Source organism: Dietzia cercidiphylli, from assembly GCF_039531545.1.
Lineage (GTDB): Bacteria > Actinomycetota > Actinomycetes > Mycobacteriales > Mycobacteriaceae > Dietzia > Dietzia natronolimnaea.
The window spans coordinates 122811-143084 of the sequence record NZ_BAAAQG010000015.1 but is presented as its reverse complement, the minus strand read 5'-3'; the positions used below and the strand labels follow the sequence as shown (position 1 = coordinate 143084).

Sequence of the window (20274 nt, the reverse complement as noted above, 5' to 3'; positions counted from 1 at the left end):
GCAGCCCTCAGATCGCCCCCAAGACCGCAGCCCCTGACCGGAGGTCCCATGTCCGACGCCGACGCCGCACTGCACGATGCGCTCGAGTCCGTGGTGGCCCGCAACCCCGGGCAGAAGCTATTCCGACAGGCCGTGCACGAGGTGCTCGAGTCGCTCGCCCCCGTGGTCGCGCAGCATCCCGAGTACGTCGAGGGCGGGATCCTCAAACGGATCGTCGAACCCGAACGAGTGGTGTCCTTCCGCGTGCCGTGGGTCGACGACTCGGGAGTGATCCAGGTCCAGCGCGGCTTCCGGGTCCAGTTCAGCTCCGACCTGGGTCCGTACAAGGGTGGTCTGCGGTTCCACCGGTCCGTCGACGAGGACACCCTCAAGTTCCTCGGCTTCGAGCAGGTCTTCAAGAACGCGCTCACGGGCCTGGGGCTGGGAGGTGGCAAGGGCGGCTCCGACTTCGACCCCCACGGTAGGACCGACGGCGAGGTGATGCGCTTCTGCCAGTCGTTCATGGCCGAACTCGCCCATCACATCGGGGCGGACCTGGACGTGCCCGCCGGGGACATCGGCGTGGGCGGCCGCGAGATCGGCTACCTGTACGGCCAGTATCGGAAGATCACGGGCCGGAACGAGGCGGGGGTGATCACCGGCAAGGGGATCGGCTACGGCGGGTCCTGGGCGAGGACCGAGGCCACGGGCTACGGGCTCGTCTACTACGTCCGCGAGATGCTCCGCGAGACCGACTTCAGCCTCGACGGCTCCCGCGTTGTCGTCTCCGGGTCCGGGAACGTGGCCCTCTACGCGGCCAGGAAGGCCACGCAACTCGGAGCCACCGTCGTGGCCTGCTCCGACAGCTCCGGATACGTGGTCGACGAGAGGGGCCTCGACCTGGACCTTCTCGCCGACGTCAAGGACGTCCGACGCGAGCGGCTCTCGGTCTACGCCGAGGAGCGGGGTGACTGCGAGTTCGTCGAGGGGCGTTCGGTGTGGGAGGTGAAGTGCGACATCGCACTGCCCTGCGCGACGCAGAACGAGCTCGACGGCGACGCCGCGCGGACCCTGGCGGGCAACGGGTGCCGCCTGGTGGCCGAGGGGGCCAACATGCCGTGCACCGAGGAGGCCGTCGAGGTGATCCGCGAGAAGGGCATCCTGTTCGGGCCCGCCAAGGCCGCGAACGCGGGCGGTGTGGCCACCAGCGGGTTGGAGATGCGCCAGAACGCCGGTCGGCTGCAGTGGGACTTCGAGCGCGTCGACTCCGAGCTCGACCGCATCATGACCAACATCTATGCCACCACGGCCGCGACCGCCGAGGAGTACGGGATGCCCGGCGACCTGGCGGCCGGGGCCAACATCGCCGGCTTCCGCCGCGTCGCGGACGCGATGCTCGCGCAGGGCGTCATCTAGCTCAGGTCGTCCGTTCCCCAGTCGGGAAGAGCGTTCCGCACGCATCGCCCGGGAGGCGGGTGTGCGGAACGGTCTTGTCGTTGAGGATGCGTGCGGGCGTGCGGGCGTGCGGGCGCGTGGATGGGCGCCACGTCGGATTGAGTCGGGTGGGCGCAGGTTTCCGCGTGATCTGGATCACCCCGGGAATGGATCGGGCCGGTCCCCAGTTGTACAGGGCGTCAAACCTCAGCGATCCGGACTCAACTTGGGTTGACGGCGCCACCGCCGAGAGGCAGGGTGGAGTCACTGATCCGAGCCTTGAGCCGGGTCTGCTGAACAACAGAGTTTCGGACCACCCCCCGTCCGCGCGGTAACGGCGCGGAGAGAAGGAGAACATCATGGGACGTGCAGTCGGTATCGACCTCGGCACCACCAATTCCTGCGTCGCCGTCCTCGAGGGCGGCGAGGCCAACGTGATCGCCAACGCCGAGGGGTCGCGCACGACCCCGTCGGTGGTCGCGTTCGCCAAGAACGGCGAGGTCCTCGTGGGCCAGCCGGCCAAGAACCAGGCGGTCACCAACGTCGACCGCACCATCCGCTCGGTCAAGCGCCACATCGGCACGGACTGGAAGTCGGACTCGATCGACGGCAAGAACTACACCCCGCAGGAGATCAGCGCGCGCACGCTCCAGAAGCTCAAGCGCGACGCCGAGTCCTACCTCGGTGAGGAGGTGACGGACGCCGTCATCACCGTCCCCGCCTACTTCAACGACGCCCAGCGTCAGGCCACCAAGGACGCCGGCCAGATCGCCGGCATGAACGTCCTGCGCATCGTCAACGAGCCCACCGCGGCCGCACTGGCGTACGGGCTGGACAAGGGCGACAAGGAGCAGACCATCCTGGTCTTCGACCTCGGTGGCGGTACCTTCGACGTCTCCCTGCTCGACATCGGCGACGGCGTCGTCGAGGTCCGGGCGACCTCCGGTGACAACCACCTCGGTGGTGACGACTGGGACCAGCGGATCGTCGACTGGCTCGTGGACAAGTTCAAGGCGCAGAACGGCATCGACCTCACCAAGGACAAGATGGCGCTCCAGCGTCTGCGTGAGGCCGCCGAGAAGGCGAAGATCGAGCTGTCGAGCGGTCAGTCCACCTCGATCAACCTGCCGTACATCACGGTCGACGCGGACAAGAACCCGCTCTTCCTCGACGAGACGCTGTCGCGCTCGGAGTTCCAGAAGATCACGCAGGACCTGCTCGACCGGTGCCGCAAGCCGTTCCAGGCCGTCATCAAGGACGCCGGGATCGCCGTGTCCACCATCGACCACGTGGTGCTCGTCGGTGGCTCGACCCGCATGCCGGCCGTGTCCGACCTGGTCAAGGAGCTGACCGGCGGCAAGGAGCCCAACAAGGGCGTCAACCCGGACGAGGTCGTCGCCGTGGGCGCCGCGCTGCAGGCCGGCGTGCTCCGCGGCGAGGTCAAGGACGTGCTCCTGCTCGACGTGACCCCGCTGTCGCTGGGCATCGAGACCAAGGGTGGCGTGATGACCAAGCTCATCGAGCGCAACACGACCATCCCCACCAAGCGGTCCGAGACCTTCACCACGGCCGACGACAACCAGCCGTCGGTGCAGATCCAGGTGTTCCAGGGTGAGCGCGAGATGGCGGCGCAGAACAAGCTGCTGGGCTCGTTCGAGCTCGCCGGAATCGCCCCCGCGCCGCGCGGCGTGCCGCAGATCGAGGTCACCTTCGACATCGACGCCAACGGCATCGTCCACGTGACGGCCAAGGACAAGGGCACCGGCAAGGAGAACACGATCATCATCCAGGACGGCTCGGGCCTGTCCAAGGAGGAGATCGACCAGATGATCAAGGACGCCGAGGCCCACGCGGAGGAGGACCACAAGCGCCGCGAGGAGGCCGACGCCCGCAACCAGGCCGAGTCCACGATCTACCAGACGGAGAAGTTCGTCTCGGAGAACGAGGACAAGGTCCCCGCGGACAAGAAGGAGTCCCTCCAGGCCGCGATCGCCGAGGCCAAGACCGCACTCGAGGGCTCGGACGTCGACGCGATCAAGGCCGCCGTGGAGAAGGTCAACACCGAGGCCCAGGCCGTCGGCCAGGCCATTTACGAGGCCGCCGCGGCAGAGGGTGCCGAGGCCGGCGACCCCACCTCCGAGGGTTCCGCTGACGACGACGTCGTCGACGCCGAGGTCGTGGACGAGGACGAGCCCAAGGGGGACGACAAGTGACCGACGCGACCGGAATCCCCGATCCCGGCGACCCGGAGGCCACCGACGAGGAGGCCGTGGACGAGAAGTTTGTCCAGGACGCCCCCGTCGCCCCCGAGGCCGAGATCGTGGCCGAAGGTGCGGCCGGCGTCGAGCCCGACGAGGTCGAGGCGGCCGCAGAGGACGACGAGACAGCCAGGGGTGAGTTCCAGTGACCACACCACACGCTGACGGTCCGGAGACGGACAAGGCCGCCTGGGCGGGCGGTGACGCGCAGGACGTGGCCGCCGCGCAGGCGGTGGACGACAAGACCGGCGCCGCTCCGTCGGAGGCGGTGGAGGGCGAGATCGTCGAGGACGACCCCGCCCCCACCACCGACGGCGCCGCCGGCGACCGGTCGTCCGACGACGACGCCACGTCGGCGCTGCAGGCGCAGCTCGACGAGCGGACGGCGGACCTGCAGCGCGTGTCGGCGGAGTTCGCCAACTACCGCCGCCGCGTCGAGCGGGACCGACAGGCCATCATCGACACCGCCAAGGGCTCGGTCCTCACCGAGCTCCTGACGATCGTCGACGACCTGGAGCGGGCACGGGCGCACGGGGACCTGGAGGAGGGGCCGCTCAAGGCCTTCGCCGACCGGGTCCACGCGGTCCTGGCCTCCCAGGGGGTCGAGTCCTTCGGCGAGGAGGGCGACGCGTTCGACCCGTCCGTCCACGAGGCCGTGCAGGACGAGTCGGAGGGCTCCGAGCCCGTGCTGGGCACGATCCTGCGCAAGGGCTATCGCCACGGCGAGCGGACCCTGCGGTCGGCGATGGTCACCGTCCGCTGATCCGCTCGTCCTCCACCGCCGCCGGTGTGCGGTCACCCGCACACCGGCGGTCGAGGTGGAAAAGTGAGATTTCGGGTAAGTAGGAACTGATCAGGAACCGATAGGGAAAGGAGGCGTCTGGTGAGTCAGCGCGAATGGGTCGAGAAGGACTACTACGCCGAACTGGGCGTCTCCAAGTCCGCCACGGCGGACGAGATCCGCAAGGCGTACCGCAAGCTCGCGAGCGACAACCACCCGGACAAGAACCCGGGGAACAAAGCCGCCGAGGAGAAGTTCAAGCGGGTCGGCGAGGCCAACAGCGTCATCGGCGACCCCGCCAAGCGCAAGGAGTACGACGAGTTCCGGGCGCAGGTGTCCTCCGGCGGGTTCGGCGGATTCGCGCCTCCCGGTGGGGGCCGATACACCACCACCGGCGGTGACTTCGACATCGGCGACCTCTTCGGAGGGGCCGCGGGTGCGGGCGGAGCCGGTGGGGCCGGGGGCTTCTCCGATCTCTTCGGCGGCCTGTTCAACCAGGGCGGCGGCCGCGGCGGCGGGGCCGGCGCGGGCCGCGGCCGGGCACAGCGTCCTCAGGGCGGCCAGGATGTGGAGACCGCTCTCACCCTGTCGTTCCGCGAGGCCGCTCTGGGCGAGACGGTGCAGATCAGGCTCTCGTCCGCCTCGCCGTGCCTGACCTGTCACGGGAGCGGTGCCCGCCCGGGCACCAGCCCCAAGGTGTGCGGCACCTGTCACGGCGCCGGGGTCACCCAGCGCACCCAGGGGGCGTTCGGCTTCGCCGAACCCTGCACCGACTGCGGCGGCACCGGGTCCAAGATCGACGATCCGTGCCCGGACTGCGCGGGCAGCGGCGTCACCGACCGTGCCCGCACCATCAACGTCAAGGTGCCCGCCGGGGTCCAGGACGGCCAACGCATCCGGCTCTCCGGCCAGGGCGAGGCCGGCTTCCGCGGTGCACCGTCGGGCGACCTGTACGTGACCGTCACCGTGCAGAAGGACGCCGTGTTCGACCGCGACGGCGCCGATCTCCTCGTGGATCTGCCCGTGTCCTACCCCGAGCTGGTGCGCGGCGGGCAGGTGTCGGTACCCACCCTGACCGGCCGGGTGACCGTCAAGATCCCGGCCGGGTCGCGTGACGGACAGATCCTGCGGGTCCGTGGGCGCGGCATCGCACGCAAGTCCGGCACCGGTGACCTCAAGGTCACCCTCCGGGTGGCCACGCCCCCCGCCGGGATGGCCGAGGCCGAGCTCGCCGCGTACGACGAGGCGCTGCGGGCGGCCGGCTTCGATCCACGGTCGGGCTGGGCCGGGTCGGCATGAGCCCCCGGGGGGACGTGGGGGACCTGGGCCCCGACGACAGCGTCCTGGTGATCTCCGTGGCCGCGGAGTTGTCCGGACTGCACGCCCAGACCCTGCGCACCTACGACCGGCTGGGGATCGTCACCCCCGAACGCACCAGCGGCGGCGGTCGCAGGTACTCGCTCCGCGACGTGGCCCTGCTCCGCGAGGTGCAGCGGCTTAGTCAGGACGAGGGCGTCAACCTCGCCGGGATCAAGCGCATCATCGAGCTGACCAACCAGGTCGACGCGCTGCAGTCCAGGGTCCGCGAGCTGGTCGACGAGCTGGCGGAGCTCCGCGCGGGGTCGGCGCGGGGCCGGGCCGGCGGGGAGCTGGTCCACGTGCCGCGCTCCACCTCGGTCGTGGTCTGGCGGCCCCGTCACCAGCGCGAGGACCGCTGAACCCCGAGCCGCCCGCATGGTGAAGGAATTGTCCTAGGGTAGCCTTACCTTCTACAGTGGTCCGGTGACGATCCAGCAGGTGGACCATACCGAGCGGGTGGGCGGACTCGCGGGGCCCCTCGCCGCCCGCGGGCGGGCCGTGGCCGTGATCAGCGACGACACCACCCTCACCTACACCGATCTCGCCCTCCGGGTCTCCGCCCGGGCGGCCGAGTACCCGGCGGTGGCGTCCGGGCGTCGGATGATCGGCCTGGTCGCGGGCAACACCTGCGACTTCCTGGTGGACTACCTCGCCGCGCACGAGGCGGGTCACGCGATCCTGCTCCTGCCTCCGGAGAGCGCGGCCACACGAAGCCTCGTCGACTCGTGGACCCCGGACGTGGTGGCGGGCGCGGGCGAACCGATCGCGGCCTCCGCGCACCACACCCCGCCGCGCCACGAGCTCCACCCCGACCTGGCCCTGCTGCTCAGCACCTCGGGGTCCACCGGGTCGCCCAAGCTCGTCCGCCAGTCGCGCCGGGCCGTGCTGTCCAACGCCGCGGCGATCGCCGAGTACCTGCGCATCGAGCCCGGGGACCGCGCCATCACCACCCTCCCGCCGCACTACTGCTACGGCCTGTCGGTGATCCACAGCCACCTGCTCGTGGGCGCCTCGGTCGTGCTCAACGAGGACTCCGTGGCGAGCCCCGCGTTCTGGGAGCGCGCGGGCGCCCACGGCGTGACGACCTTCGCCGCCGTCCCCCACACCGTGGAGCTGCTCGAGCGGGTGGGTCTGGACCGGCTGGACCACCTCACCCGCCTGCGCTACCTCACGCAGGCCGGCGGCCGGCTGGCCCCGGAGAAGGTGCGCACACTGGCGGAGCGGCTCGAGTCCAGGGGCGCCGAGCTCGTGGTGATGTACGGCCAGACCGAGGCCACCGCCCGCATGGGCTACCTCCCGCCGCACCTCGCGCGGAGCCGGGCGGGGGCGATCGGCGTCGCGATCCCCGGCGGCGCCTTCCGCGTGGACCGGCCGCACGACTCCGATCCCGAGGCCCCGGGTGAACTGGTCTACACCGGCCCCAACGTGATGATGGGGTATGCCCGCGAGTCGGACGATCTGGCCCGCGGCCCCGAGTTGACCGAGCTGCGGACCGGCGACCTGGCGCGGATCGCCCCGGACGGGCTGGTGGAGATCGTGGGCCGCATGGGTCGCGAGGCCAAGATCTTCGGCCACCGGATCGATCTCGGGCGCGTCGAGGCCGCGCTGGCCGAGCGCGGCCTGGACGCGTGGTGTGTGGGCGAGCCGGACCGACTGGTGGTGGTGACCAGGCAGGCCGATCGGGTCCGGGACGCGTCCTCGGGCGCGGTCGCCTCGTCGGGGTTGCCCGCCTCGGCGGTCGAGGTCCTCGTCGTGGACGAGCCGCCGAGGACCCCGGCGGGGAAGATCGATCAGATGGCGCTGCGCGAGCTCGTCGCCGCCCGGGACCGCGGCGCCCCCGCGGAGGCGGCGGGGTCCCCCGGCGAGCTCATCGCGCACGCCCTCGGGCTGGACGTCCTCGAGCTCGACCCCGAGGCCTCGTTCGTGGACCTCGGCGGTGACTCGCTGACCTACGTCGTGTTGTCGACGAGGCTCGAGGACCGGGTGCCGGGCCTGCCCCGCGACTGGCACCTGTGGCCGATCGGGGAGCTCGACGACCTGGCCCGCGTCTCCGTGCCGGCGGTGGCGCGGTGGTGGGCGCCGTGGCGGGCGTGGTCCCGCGTGGACACCTCGATCGTGTTGCGCGCGCTGTTCATCCTCGCGATCGTCGGTTCCCACACGCGGGCCATCGCGATCATCGGCGGCGCCCACGTCCTGGTCGCGCTCGCCGGGTACTCGTTGGCGAGGTTCCGGCTCCACGCCGCGGACGCCCGCGACCGCGCCCGTGGGGTCCTGCGCACGGCCGGCCGGATCGCGGTGCCGGCGGTGCTGTGGCTGCTGATCGTCACCCCGTTGACCAGCCGTTACCACTGGTACTCGCCGCTGTTGGCCACCAACGTGTTCGGGCCGCGCTCGTGGTGGGAGGACCGCTGGTGGAATCCGTGGCAGATGTGGTTCATCGAGGCGGTGGTCTACGGGCTCCTGCTCGTGGCGGCGCTCATGGCCGTTCCGGCGGTGAGTCGCCTCGACCGCCGGTGGCCGCTCGCGCTCCCGGCCGCGTTCGTCGCCGCGGGGCTCACCGTGCGGTTCGGTGTGATCGACCTCGGTGGCGGCCCGCAGGTCTGGTACTCGGCGCCGGCGGTGCTGTGGCTCTTCGGCCTGGGCTGGGCGATCGCACGCTGTGCCGCTCCCGGTCGTACCGTCTCGCCCGGTCGCGCGGTGTGGTTCCGCGTCGCGTGTTCGGCGGTCGCGCTGCTGTGCGTGCCGGGGTGGTTCGGTGACCCGGGGCGCGAGGTCGTCATCGTGGCCGGACTGCTCGCCCTGATCTGGGTCCCGTCGATCCGGTTGCCGCGCCCGGTGGTGCGGGTGATCACCCCGCTCGCCGCTGCCTCGCTGTTCATCTACCTCACCCACTTCCTCGTCTACCCGCCGATCCGCGACGCCGGCCACGTGTGGCTCTCCTTCGCCGCGTCGGTGGTCGTGGGGCTGCTCGTGTGGGCGATGTGGGAGCGGGGTGCCCGGGCGCTCCGGCGGTCCGCGCCACGGGCGACCCGGGCGTTGCGGCGCGGGTAGCGTCGGGGACGGCCGCCCGGCCGGAGAGACAGCCCGGCCGGAGACAGCCTGGCCGGAGACCGCCCGACCCCGAGAGCCCCAGGAGGACCGCCGTGCGCATCGCCGCCGCCCAGATCCTGTCCGGACGCGACCCCGCCGACAACCTCCGGCTGGTCCGCGAGTCCGTGACCGAGGCCGCTGCCCGGGGGGCCCGGATCGTGGCGCTGCCCGAGGCCACCATGCGTGCCTTCGGGGCGGGCCGGCTCGACGAGGTCGCGGAGCCCCTCGACGGCCCGTGGGCGACCGAGGTGGCCGAGATCGCTCGGGAGAACGGGGTCGTCGTCGTCGTCGGCATGTTCACGCCCGGTCAGGGCGGCCGCGTCCGCAACACCCTCCTGGTGACCGGACCGGCCGGGGGCGACGCGGCGGGCGGACCCGACCGCGAGCTGCACCTGGGCTACGACAAGATCCACCTGTTCGACGCGTTCGGGTTCGCCGAGTCCGACACCGTCGAGCCCGGGGACGCGACCCGCGTGGTGACCGTCGACGGCGTGGGGATCGGGCTGAGCGTCTGCTACGACATCCGCTTCCCTGGCCAGTACCGGCAGCTCGCGGCGGCCGGGGCACGCATCACGATCTGCGCCGCGTCCTGGGGGTCGGGCCCCGGCAAGGTCGACCAGTGGCGGCTGCTGGCCCGCGCCCGCGCGCTGGACGCCACCACGTTCCTGGTGGCCGTGGGCCAGGCCGACCCCGGGTTCGAGGGGGTGGAGGTCACGCGCGGCGTGCCGACCGGCGTCGGGCACTCCGTGCTCGTGGGGCCGGACGGGACCGTGCGCGACGAGGCGGGCCCCGAGGCGGGGCTGGTGTTGTTCGAGATCGACGACGACGAGGTGACCGACATCCGGAAGAAGATCCCCGTGCTCGCGAACGGCAGGATCACCGAGGAGTCGGCCACCGGGGAGTCGGCCCCGGAGGTCGTGCGGTGACCGGGCCACGGGACGGCGACGAGGGTGGCACGGGCGGCGCCGGCGGCACAGAAGGCGCCGGCGGCGGGGGCGAGGTCGACCCGCCCACCGTGCCGAACCCGACCGCGGATCCGCCGACGCAGCAGATGCCGCCCGCGGACCCGCCCACGCAGCAGATGCCGCCCGCGGACCCGCCCACGCAGCAGATGCCGCCGGCCGATCCGCCGACCGAGCACCTCCCGCCGGTGGAGGGCGACGGGACCGGCACCGCCTGGTCGCAGTACCCCGCCGGCCCCGCCGCGGCGCCCCTCGGCGCCCACCCGACCGGTGCTCCTCCGATCAGTGACATGCCCCCGGAGCCCCACGTGCCTCCGCCCGGGGACGTCCCGCCCCCGGTCGACGGTGGTGACGGCTGGGACGACGGCGGTCAGGGTGGGGAGCCCGGTGGGGGTCAGACCCCCTGGGTCATCGTGGCGCTGCTGCTGGCCGTGGTGCTGGTGGCCGGGTTGATCGTGTGGCTGGTCAGTGCGGGCCGGGGTGACCGCGACCCCGTGGCCACTCCCACGACCACCACGGAGACGACCACCTCGACGCCGCGCACCACCCCGAGGCCGACCACGCCCACCACGACCGGCCCGCCCGGGGTCGCCGAGCGCTGTTCGCCGGAGTTCGTGGCCGAGGAGCTGGGGGACGACACGACCGTGCGCGAGTGCGACGGTCGCTTCCTGCTGGTCAGCGGCGAGGACGGTGATCTCGAGCTGTTCTCGTGGCGAGAGGACACGTGGGAGTTCCTGGCGGAGCCGACGTCCGAGGTGTGCCGCGAGCAACTCGAGCAGCTGGGCGTGCCGGATCGGTTCCGCCGCGTCTTCCAGCCCTGCGAGGCACCGACCCCCAGCCCGACCACCCCGAGCCCGACCACCCCCGCGAGCCCGACCAGCCCGACCCCGCCCACGGCTCCCACGACCGTGACCACGCCCCCCGCGCCACCGGGGGACCCGGGCGCCGGAGGGGTCGAGGAGGGCGCGGCCGCGGGTGAGGACGCCGCGGAGGACGGCGGCGACCGCGCCGGGGCGGACGTCGAGGAGTCCTGACCCCGGGCCGACCCGGCCGCGGGTCAGGGCCGGTCGAACCTGATGTTCTCGCGGGGGGTGCCGACCGCGACCATCCCGCGGACGGTGGCGCGCAGCATCTCCGGTGACCCGGACAGCAGTACCTGGCGATCCGCCCACGAACCCCAGCCGGTCACCACGTCCACCAGCGTCCCCGTCTGACGCCGGTGCAGTGTGCGGGGCAGGTCCTGACGCGCGCCGGCCCACCACGGGTCGGTGTCCTCCTCGGAGACCGGCTGGATGGTGAGCCACGGCGCGGTGGCGGCCAGGTCGACGAGTGTCGGCAGATCGTAGAGGTCGCCGGGGTGCCGCGCGCCGTAGAACAGGTGCACGCGGGGGTTGAAACCGTGGCGCATCATGTCCAGCAGCAGGCAGCGCAGCGGGGCGATGCCGGTGCCGCCGGCCACCATCAGCACGTCGCGGACGGGTTCGGTGCGGTCCACCTCGAGCAGCCCGAGGGGCCTCGCCAGGACCCACCGGTCGCCCACCCCGACACCCCGGACCAGCGATCCGCTGAGCGCGCCACCGGGGACGTCGCGGACGTGGAACTCGATCTGGCCGGCCGGGTTGGCCGGGATCGACGGGCTGAACCGGCGCCACACGCCCGGCGTGTACGGCGTCAGGACGCTGAGGTACTGGCCCGGGTGGTAGTCCACCATCACGTCGGTGATCAGCCTGACCACCGCCACGTCGCGGGTCGGCCGGAGGGCCTCGACGACGGTCGCGCCGACCCTCGCGGGCCCCTGCCCGGCGGCCGCGCCCTCCTGGAGCGCGGTCGACAGTGCCCGGTACGCGGTGCCCAGCGTGGTGGACAACCGGTCATCCCAGCCGCCACCGGCCAGGTGGCGGAGAGTGCTGGCGAGGGCCTCGCCGAAGCGCTGGTGGTGGCGGGCGGAGAGTTCGAGTTTGCGGTGGTCGGCGCCCAGGTGGCGGGCGAACTCCACCACCTGGGCGACCTCGGCCTCGTCCCCCCGGGCGTCCTCGACGGTCTCGAGCGCCCACGTCATCGCGCGGACGAACTCGCCGAGCACCCCGGAGGCGTCGCGGGGGAACAGTTCGCGGAAATCCGGGTCGGCCTCGCGCAGGGCACGGGCGAACAACCCGATGAAGCGCGGGTCGGCGAGGAGATCGCGGAGGGCCAACAGCGGGGGAGTGGCCGTGGAGACCGGGACGGGGTCCGCCAGCGGCGTGGTCGTGGGGTCGGCGGCCCTGCCGAGATACGGCGAGAGGTCGATGTCCGACACGAGGCGCTCGACGTCCGTGGCGCGGGAGAAGGCGTCGTCGTCCTCCCCTGGGATCCTCACCACCTCCGCGCCTCCTCACTACCTGCCGTCGGCGTCCGCCGGTGCCCCAGGATAGCCGCCGGCGCCGGACCCGGCGGTCAGGAGAACACGGGCAGGGGGTTTCCCGGAGCGGGGAGCGGCACCGGGTTGCCGCCCCAGTCCTGCGGCGCCACACCGATCCGCATGCGCTGGGGGTGGTACCCGACGGGGATCCGGGCCACCTCCTCGCCGGTCTCGAAGGACAGCACGCTGACCGTGTTGCTCTTGGCCCAGGACACGAAGCAGTTCTCCCCGGTGAGGTCGGTGGTCACCCAGTAGGACTTGAGGCCGGTCGAGACCAGCGGCCCGTGTTGCAGGGTCTCCCGGTCGACCACGGTGGCGTAGTCGCTCATGGTGCCCGCGACGCAGATCTTGGTGCCCTGGGGGTTCATGGAGATGCCGTGGTGGCCGGAGTCCAGCAGGTGGGCCTCCCGGGGGACGTCGCCGGCGGGCGTGACGGGCAGGTCCACGATCGCGGACGGGACCGGGCCGACGGGTCCCGGCGTGGCGGATCCGGTCATCACCGGCCGAGCGTGATGTCCACGCCCGCGCGCAGTTCGTCCTCGGTATAGGTGAGCTGCCCACGCCCGGGGATCTCGATCAGGTAGAAGGGCGCGCCGGAGGGGACCGCGCCGAAATCGAAGGTGAAGGTGCAGGAGGAGAGATCGCCCCCGGCGTAGGCGAGCATGGTGCTGCCGAGGGTGGTCGACACGCCCTCGGTCAACGTGATCCGCGTGCCCTCGCCGATGTCCGAGAGCGTGACGGGCAGGTCGCAGCCGGATCCGTCGCCGGAGACCGGCTCGCCCGGGGAGGCCATCACGGTGAACCGCCCCTCGACGTCGAACAACTCGCCCGGCGCGCGCTCGGGGGCCTGCCAGGCCTGGGGCGGCAACGGGCCGCGCACCTGGTCGGTGGGGCCGTTGCCGGAGTCGGATCCGGGGCCGGACAGCGCGAATCCCAGGACCACGACGACGACGAGGGCCAGCCCCGCGACGATCACCGCGGCCGCCGTCCTGCCGCTCGTGCGCTCGCTCGGTGGGTAGTCCGCCGGTGGGGCGCCGTAGCCGGGGCGGCCGTCCGGCGGGGTCGGCTCGTGCTGGAGGTGCTGCCCGGTCGCCTCGGGCCCGGTCGCCTCGGGCCCCGGGACGGGGGAGGGCAGTGGACGGGGCGGATCGCCGTAGCGGTAGGTGCCGTCGGCGAGAGGGGGATAGTGCATCGGCATGACGCGCTCCCTTTCTCGCCCTGGCCGTGACCACCGTGCGCGACCTGACCGCGGTGCGCCACTTCCCCCGCATCGTAGTCGGCCGGGCGGTGACGGGTTGGTCACAGTGATGGCCCGTCGGCGGGGTGGTGACTGGGCACCGGGGCGGGTTGTCGGTGATAGTGGTGGTTATGTCTGCCGAGTCACCACGTCCCGCGTCCGACCCTGATCCCGGTAACACCACCCCGGATGCACAGACGTCGGGTACGGCCATGCCGGGCGGTGCCGTGCCCGTCGCGAGCGCGGAATCGGTCCATCACGACCCCGTGTCGGATGCCGATCTCGACCCCGCCACCCCGGTCCCGGCCCGTCCGGGCCCGATCGAGGCGGTGGTCAATGTCGCCCGTGGCAGCCTGATCGGCATGGCCGAACTGGTCCCCGGGATATCCGGGGGCACGGTCGCACTCGTGGTGGGCGTCTACCCGCGGTTGTTGGACACGGGCGCCCACATCGTCGACGGCATGCGCTCCGCGGTGCTCGGTCCTGAACGCAGGGAGCGCACCCGCGCGGCGTTCCGGCACGCCGACCTCTGGCTGCTGGGCACACTCGCGGTCGGCATGCTGGCGATGGTGTTCACCATGGCCGGCGTGATGAGGGGCTTCGTCGAGGGCAGCCCCGAGATCTCGCGGGGGCTGTTCCTGGGCATGGTCGCCGCGAGTATCGCGGTACCCCTGGGGATGGCGCGTCAGACGCCCGGTGGGCGGAACTGGGTGCTCGGGTTGCTGTTCCTGGCGGGCGCAGTGCTGGCCTATGTCCTGTCGGGTCTGCCGGGGGGCACCATCTCGGAACCGTCCTACCTGCTGGTGTTCATGGCTGCGGCCGTGGCCATCTGTGCACTGGTCCTGCCGGGGATGTCCGGCTCGTTCCTGCTGATGGCCATGGGGCTGTACGCCCCGACCCTCGCCGCGGTGGAGAACCGCGACCTGGGGTATATCGCGGTGTTCGCCGCCGGGGCCTTCGTGGGGATCGCACTGTTCGTCAAGGTGCTGGACCGACTGCTCGAGGACTTCCGCAAGCCCACGCTGATCGTCATGGTGGGCCTGATGCTCGGATCGCTGCGGGCGCTGTGGCCGTGGCAGGACGATCAGGGCGGGATGCTCGCGCCCGACGACACCTTGCCGATGGTGGTGGCCGCCGCGGTGGCCGGTGTACTGGTGGTGATGGTCGTCCTGGTGATCGAGCGGGTGGTCGCCCGCAAGGCCGCGACCACGGATCCGCACCCGGAGGTCTCGGCGCTCGAAGACCGCGTGTAGCGCATGCCGGCGCCGACCGTCAGGTGCTCCCGGTCCGGGTGACGTCGAAGATCATCTTCTGGACGCCGTTGCCGTAGGCCTCGTGCTCGGTGAGGACCAGCGAGGTGGCGTCGACGTCGGCCGCGCCGAAGAGGCGCCGTCCCGCGCCGAGCAGGAGCGGGAAGACCAGGAGGTGGTACCGGTCGACCAGGCCCGCCTCGGCCAGGGAGTGTCCGAGGGTTCCGCTGCCGCGCACGAGGATCGGGCCGCCGTCGGTCTCCTTGAGCCGCGCTACGTCCTCGACCGAGCCCAGGATGGTCGTCGGTCCCCAGTTGTCCACGAGGTCGTCGGCGGTCAGGGTGGTGGACACCACGTACTTCGGTAGTGCGTTGTACCCGGCGAACTCCTCGGTCATCTCCGGCCAGACCGGCGAGAACGCCTCGTAGCTGCGGCGACCGAGCAGGAGGGCGGTGGCCTGGTCCTGCTCGCGTCCCTTGATCTCGTACGCGGCCTCGTCAAAGGCCACATCCTTGTACGTCCAACCGGCGTTGCGATAGCCCTCCTCGCCGCCGGGTGCCTCCATGACCCCATCGAGGGACATGAAGGCCGTGATGATGAGCGTGCGCATGTGGGTCCTTCCGGTGCGCGTTGTCGATGCGGTGGGGGGATGAGATCCGGTGCCCGCTCAGGCGCGGGACAGGACCTCCGATTCGAGCCGCCGGTAACCCGCTTCCATGCCGTCCGTCATGCCCGTGCCCAGGATCATGTCGCGCATCTCCTTGTTGGCATACGTGACGACGAGGGAGACCAGGGTCCCGCCCTCGACCGGGGTGAGGGTCTGCTCGTTGTGCGTGGGAGGGCCATCGACTCCTTCCATGGTCTCGGTGAAGACCTCCCGGTGCGGGGGGTCGGACTCCAGGAGTTCGCCGGTGAGCGCGAAGGTCTCTCCCTCCACTCCCTGTGCGGGCGAGAACTCGTAGCGGTGCCGCTCGCCCGGTGCCGCGGCCGGCTCGCAGACTGTCATCGACCACCCGTCCGGTCCGAAGCTCCAGAGTCGGAGGAGTGCGGGGTCGTGGTGGGCGTCCCAGATCTGTTGGGGTGTGCCGCGCAGGACCCGGCTGATCCGGACCTGCGTATCGCTGAGGAGCTGCGCTGCGGTCGCGCGGTCGGCGGCGAAGGAGCGCAGGTCTGCCAGGACGTCGTCGATCTGTGCCATCGCGGAGCGGGTGCCCTCCTCCATGCCCATCTCGAGCAGCTGCTCGAGTTGGTCGAGGCTGGTGAAGTACGTGGTGGTGGTCAGGCGGGCGCCGCTATCGGTCTCCTCGAAGGAGAACACCGCGCGCATCGTCGGCATCTCGGGGTTGGGGCGGCCGTCCTCGTCGGTGAAACCGTCCAGGATCTCGAACGAGCCCCCCTCGATCACGGACAGGTACTCCCAGTAGCCGCCGCTGCGGGCTCCGTCCGGCCCGGTCATGTAGTACTCGGACCGGCCGCCCGGGTAGATGTCGTGACGGGTGAAGGTCGCCGGCCACTCCGGCGGTCCCCAGAACCTCTCGAGCTGGCGCGGGTCCACGTACGCGTCCCAGAGCCGGCGGACCGTCACGGGGAAGTCGGCGACGATGGTCATCGTCAGCTCCTCGAGGTCCTTGTCCACGGATGTCACTGGCATGATCGGATCCTTCTCCCTCGGTGGTGGTCGTGAATTGTGCTTGTGGTCAGTCGTCGGCGAGCAGGGCGTCGAGCCTGTCGATGCGCCCCCGCCAGAGGCGCTCGAAGCCGTCCAACAGGGTCTGGGCCCTGCGGATCGCCTCGGGGTTGCCCCGGATCCGGCGTTCGCGTCCGTGGCGGTCGTCGGTCACGAGTCCGGCCTCCTCGAGGACGTTGACGTGCTTGCGGACCGCCGCGAACGACATGTCGTAGTGGTGGGCGAGGTCGGAGATGGAGCACTCGTCGGTGAGCGTGCGACGGACGATGTCCCGGCGTGTGGCGTCGGCCAGCGCCCGGAACAACCGATCCACGTCGTCGTCACTGAGATCCACCCCGCGCGTGTGATATGAAACCATTTGGTTTCATGTTAGGTCGCGGCGGGGACCGGGTCAATGGTGTGGCCCAACTCGCCCGCCGCGATGTCGTGGGTCGCCCCTACTCTGGGTGCGTGCGGTCAAGCGTGAGGGTCCCCGAGTCCGAGGTCGAGCGGTTCGTCGGGACGGCGGCCCTGGCACGTGCGCGCCCTTATGTGAACCCGGACGCAATCGGCGACGTGAGCTACAACCCCGGTTCGCGGACGCTGTCCGCACTGGTCACGGGCAGCGGCGGGCGCCGGTATCGGACCGAGGTCGCCTTCGGGCATCCCGATGCGAGCGGTTGGTCCCGGCCGAAGCTCAGCACGTGCACGTGCCCGGTGGCGATGCGGTGCAAGCACGCCGCGGCGCTCATGTTGTTCGCCGGCGCGGATCCGGACGGCGGCGCACACAGCGGGGTAGGCGGCGGGGAACCGGTACCTGAATGGCGGCGGCGGGTCGAAGAGATGATGCACGGCACGGCGCAGCAGGCCCGACCGCGGGAGTCCGAGGTCTACGGACTGCAGTTGTCGGTGGTGGCGGACGAGACCGTGGACGACGGCTGGACCGGTGGGTTGCGGCCCGGGTTGGGCAACCGACTCCGTGCGCGCATCGTGGTCCCGGGCAGGGGCGGGCGGTGGAAGTCGGCGGGGGTGGAATGGGACCGGCTGCGGTACGGGTGGACCGCGGACATGAGCGCCGCGCAGACCAGCTGGTTCCGCGCGGTGGACGCGCTGGCCCGTAGTCGTCGTCAGGCCAGGGTGTGGTTGGACCTGTGCGATGCCGAGGTCCCCGCGCTGTGGCCGCTCATCTCCACCGCCGCCGAGGCCGAGGTCGAGATCGTTCCCGATGACGGCCTGCACGACGTCCGGCCCGGGCCACGCCGGCGCGTCGGGCTCACGGCCTGGTCACCCGATGGCCTGCAGGTGGTGGTCACCGCCGCGGCGGAGATACTGCCCGACGCCGACGCCGACGCCGACGGCGCCAAGGCGATGCCCGACGACGACGAGGAACCCGACCGCCCCCTGCCCGGCGCCCTCGTGGGGGAGCGCGGGGACCTGGTCGCGGTGGTCCGCGACAGGGTGTTGGAGCTCTGCCCGGTCGGGCGGCTCGACCACGGGGTGGCCCGCGATCTGCGCCGATGGCGTGAGCTGACGATCCCGGATGAGTCCGTCGCCGAGTTCTGCGGAGAGTTCCTCCCCGGTCTCGTCGACGCGTTCCCGGTGGTCGACCGAGCCGGTCGCCTGGAGCTGCCGGAACCAGACCGCGTCGAGTTCGAACTGGTGATCCGGCGCTATGCCGGGCCCGACTCCGCGGACGGGCCGGACCTCGTCGCGGAGTGGTCCCGGCTCGACGTGTTGCGGATGAGCGACGGCACCGAGACGACGCGCTGTCGTCCGCTGACAGGTGGGGACCTCGGTGCCGCCGGACCGATCCTGGCCGACCGCGAATCGCTCGAGCTCGCGGTGAGAGTCGAGGAGGCCGGGTGGGGGTGGGTCGTCACGCCCGGGCCCTGGCGGGTCACCGGGCACGACGCGGCTGTGCTGCTGGCGGACGGGGTGCCCGCGTTGCGCACTCTCGACGGCGTCCGGGTGACCGTGCGCGACGGGGTCCCGGAGATCCGCCGGGCCGCGGAGGGGCCGCGGATCAGTGTGGCGGCCGAGGACGACCGGTCCGGCATCGACTGGCTGGGGCTGTCGGTGGGCGTGACGGTCGAGGGGCGGCCGGTGCCGTTCGCCACGGTGTTCCGGGCGGTGGTGAGCGGGCAGTCGGAGTTCGTCACCGACGACGGCGTGCTGGTCCCGGTGGACCTCGAGCGCTTCGGCGAGCTGCGCACGCTTCTCGAGGAGGCGCTCGCGGCCTCGGCCGCCCGGTCCGGCGAGACCGGAGAGGCGGGTGACATCCGGATCGGGCTCGGCCAGGCGGGACTGTGGGCGGACCTGGCCGAGCTGGCCGACGATCTCGCGCCACCGACCGGTCGGGCGCAGGCCCTGCTCGAGCTGGCCTCGGACGCCCCCGAACCGGTCCCGGTGCCCGCCGCGCTGGAGGCCGAGCTGCGGCCGTATCAGCAGCAGGGGCTGGATTGGTTGGCCATGCTGTGGCGTCACCGGATCGGCGGGATCCTGGCCGACGACATGGGGCTCGGCAAGACGGTCCAGGCGCTGGCGCTGATCGCGCACGCGCACGAGACGGCGGGCGCCCCCGCCTCCGGCGCCGAGGCGGTCGCTGGTTCGCCGGGGCCGTTCCTCGTGGTGGCGCCCTCGTCGGTCGTGCCCAACTGGGAGGCCGAGGCCCGGAGGTTCGTGCCCTCGCTGCGCGTGGCCCGACGCTCGGCCACGGAGAGCAAGTCGCCCACGACCGTGGCCGAGGACGCGGCCGTCCACGACATCGTGGTCACCTCCGCGACCGTCCTGCGTCTGAACGCCGAGGCGTACGCGGGGATCGAGTGGGCCGGGGTGATCCTGGACGAGGCCCAGCAGGCCAAGAACCCCTCGTCCAAGCTGTTCGCCGCTCTCGCCGGGTTGCGGGCCGACTTCCTGCTCGCGGTCACCGGCACGCCCATGGAGAACAACCTCACCGAACTGTGGGCGATCGCGGCCCTGTCCTGTCGGGGGGTGCTGCCCGACGCCAAGGAGTTCCGCGCGCTGTTCCGGACCCCGATCGAGAAGGACGGCGACGCCGAGGCACTGCGCCGTCTCCGTCGCCGACTGCGACCGTTCCTGCTGCGGCGCCGCAAGGAGTTGGTGGCCGGCGAGCTGCCGCCACGCACCGATGCGGTGATGGAGGTAGAACTCTCGGTCGCGCACCGCCGGGTCTACGAGCGCGAGCTCGCCCGTCAGCGGGCGTCGCTGTTGGCGCTGCTCGACGACTTCGACTCCAACCGCATCAGCATCCTCGCCGGCCTCACCGTGCTGCGCCGACTGTGCCTGGACCCCTCGCTGGTGGACCCCGACCACGTATCGATCCCCTCCGCCAAGACCGATGAGCTCATCGCGTCGCTGCGTGAGGTCGTGGCCGAGGGGCACCGAGCGCTCGTGTTCAGCCAGTTCACCAGCTACCTCGACACGGTGGTCGACAGGCTGCTCGCCGAGGGCATCACGGTCGCTCACCTCGACGGCAGGACCACCGACCGGGCAGGTGCCGTCGGCAGGTTCACGGAGGGCGGCGCGCAGGTGTTCTGCCTGAGCCTCAAGGCCGGGGGAGTGGGCCTCAACCTAGTGGGCGCCGACTACGTCTTCCTGCTGGACCCCTGGTGGAACCCGGCGACCGAAGCCCAGGCCGTGGACCGGGCCCACCGCATCGGCCAGACCAGACCGGTGCTGGTCTACCGGATGGTCGCGCGAGACACCATCGAGGAGCGCGTGGTGGAGTTGCAGCGGCGCAAGGCCGAGCTCTTCGCCTCCGTGCTGGACAGCGGGGAGCACTTCTCGGCGGCGCTCACGGCCGACGACCTGCGGGGGTTGATCGAGTAGCGGCGCGGGTG

At 71.8% G+C, this 20274-nt stretch carries 17 protein-coding genes; 11 read left to right on the top strand and 6 right to left on the bottom strand.

Annotation, left to right across the window (positions count from 1 at the left end; translation table 11 throughout):
* Window positions 1–48 precede the first annotated feature (48 nt).
* From gdhA to ABD250_RS14670, 9 genes are all read left to right on the top strand, one after another.
* Window positions 49–1395, top strand: a complete 1347-nt coding sequence (gene gdhA / locus ABD250_RS14710) for an NADP-specific glutamate dehydrogenase (protein ID WP_179523534.1) — start codon at window positions 49–51, stop codon at window positions 1393–1395.
* A gap of 377 nt (window positions 1396–1772) precedes the next feature.
* Window positions 1773–3626 (top strand): molecular chaperone DnaK, encoded by a 1854-nt coding sequence (dnaK, locus tag ABD250_RS14705; RefSeq protein WP_182659267.1) that lies wholly within the window; start codon window positions 1773–1775, stop codon window positions 3624–3626.
* Window positions 3623–3820: a hypothetical protein gene (locus ABD250_RS14700; protein WP_182659266.1), complete on the top strand. Its 198-nt coding sequence runs from the start codon at window positions 3623–3625 to the stop codon at window positions 3818–3820. Before dnaK ends, ABD250_RS14700 begins: the two co-directional genes overlap by 4 nt.
* Window positions 3817–4434: a nucleotide exchange factor GrpE gene (grpE, locus tag ABD250_RS14695; protein WP_179523531.1), complete on the top strand. Its 618-nt coding sequence runs from the start codon at window positions 3817–3819 to the stop codon at window positions 4432–4434. The genes ABD250_RS14700 and grpE overlap by 4 nt, the downstream gene beginning before the upstream one ends.
* 120 nt (window positions 4435–4554) lie before the next feature.
* Complete coding sequence (gene dnaJ, locus ABD250_RS14690) at window positions 4555–5751, top strand: molecular chaperone DnaJ (protein WP_304815728.1); 1197 nt, start codon at window positions 4555–4557, stop codon at window positions 5749–5751.
* A complete protein-coding gene (locus tag ABD250_RS14685) occupies window positions 5748–6170 on the top strand; it encodes a heat shock protein transcriptional repressor HspR (RefSeq protein WP_304815726.1) in 423 nt (140 codons plus the stop codon). The genes dnaJ and ABD250_RS14685 overlap by 4 nt, the downstream gene beginning before the upstream one ends.
* Window positions 6171–6234: 64 nt before the next feature.
* Window positions 6235–8862: an AMP-binding protein gene (locus ABD250_RS14680; protein ID WP_344392987.1), complete on the top strand. Its 2628-nt coding sequence runs from the start codon at window positions 6235–6237 to the stop codon at window positions 8860–8862.
* 92 nt (window positions 8863–8954) lie between these two features.
* A complete protein-coding gene (locus ABD250_RS14675) occupies window positions 8955–9827 on the top strand; it encodes a carbon-nitrogen hydrolase family protein (protein WP_344392985.1) in 873 nt (290 codons plus the stop codon).
* Window positions 9824–10897: a hypothetical protein gene (locus ABD250_RS14670; RefSeq protein ID WP_344392982.1), complete on the top strand. Its 1074-nt coding sequence runs from the start codon at window positions 9824–9826 to the stop codon at window positions 10895–10897. The genes ABD250_RS14675 and ABD250_RS14670 overlap by 4 nt, the downstream gene beginning before the upstream one ends.
* A 23-nt stretch (window positions 10898–10920) precedes the next feature.
* On the opposite strand, the gene ABD250_RS14665 is transcribed toward ABD250_RS14670, so the two are convergent.
* From ABD250_RS14665 to ABD250_RS14655, 3 genes are all read right to left on the bottom strand, one after another.
* Window positions 10921–12219: an FAD-binding oxidoreductase gene (locus ABD250_RS14665; RefSeq protein WP_344392980.1), complete on the bottom strand. Its 1299-nt coding sequence runs from the start codon at window positions 12217–12219 to the stop codon at window positions 10921–10923.
* A 77-nt stretch (window positions 12220–12296) separates the two neighbouring features.
* Window positions 12297–12761, bottom strand: a complete 465-nt coding sequence (locus ABD250_RS14660) for a YncE family protein (RefSeq protein ID WP_182659459.1) — start codon at window positions 12759–12761, stop codon at window positions 12297–12299.
* Window positions 12758–13459 (bottom strand): hypothetical protein, encoded by a 702-nt coding sequence (locus ABD250_RS14655; protein ID WP_344392978.1) that lies wholly within the window; start codon window positions 13457–13459, stop codon window positions 12758–12760. The genes ABD250_RS14660 and ABD250_RS14655 overlap by 4 nt, the downstream gene beginning before the upstream one ends.
* A gap of 305 nt (window positions 13460–13764) precedes the next feature.
* On the opposite strand from ABD250_RS14655, the gene ABD250_RS14650 reads away from it, so the two are divergent.
* Window positions 13765–14751 carry a DUF368 domain-containing protein gene (locus tag ABD250_RS14650; protein ID WP_338404111.1) on the top strand — a complete coding sequence of 329 codons (987 nt, stop codon included), beginning with the start codon at window positions 13765–13767 and terminating at the stop codon, window positions 14749–14751.
* 19 nt (window positions 14752–14770) lie between these two features.
* Here the strand turns inward: ABD250_RS14650 and ABD250_RS14645 are convergent, their stop codons facing one another.
* Genes ABD250_RS14645 through ABD250_RS14635 form a run of 3 tightly spaced genes read right to left on the bottom strand, consistent with a single transcriptional unit; the run spans window position 14771 to window position 16793 of the window.
* Window positions 14771–15358 carry a dihydrofolate reductase family protein gene (locus ABD250_RS14645; protein ID WP_182657678.1) on the bottom strand — a complete coding sequence of 196 codons (588 nt, stop codon included), beginning with the start codon at window positions 15356–15358 and terminating at the stop codon, window positions 14771–14773.
* Window positions 15359–15415: 57 nt separating this feature from the next.
* Window positions 15416–16399: an SRPBCC family protein gene (locus ABD250_RS14640; protein WP_179523521.1), complete on the bottom strand. Its 984-nt coding sequence runs from the start codon at window positions 16397–16399 to the stop codon at window positions 15416–15418.
* A 46-nt stretch (window positions 16400–16445) separates the two neighbouring features.
* Window positions 16446–16793: an ArsR/SmtB family transcription factor gene (locus ABD250_RS14635; RefSeq protein ID WP_179523520.1), complete on the bottom strand. Its 348-nt coding sequence runs from the start codon at window positions 16791–16793 to the stop codon at window positions 16446–16448.
* 92 nt (window positions 16794–16885) lie between these two features.
* Here ABD250_RS14635 and ABD250_RS14630 point away from each other — a divergent pair, with 92 nt between their 5' ends.
* Window positions 16886–20263, top strand: a complete 3378-nt coding sequence (locus tag ABD250_RS14630; protein WP_344392974.1) for a DEAD/DEAH box helicase — start codon at window positions 16886–16888, stop codon at window positions 20261–20263.
* Window positions 20264–20274 lie beyond the last annotated feature (11 nt).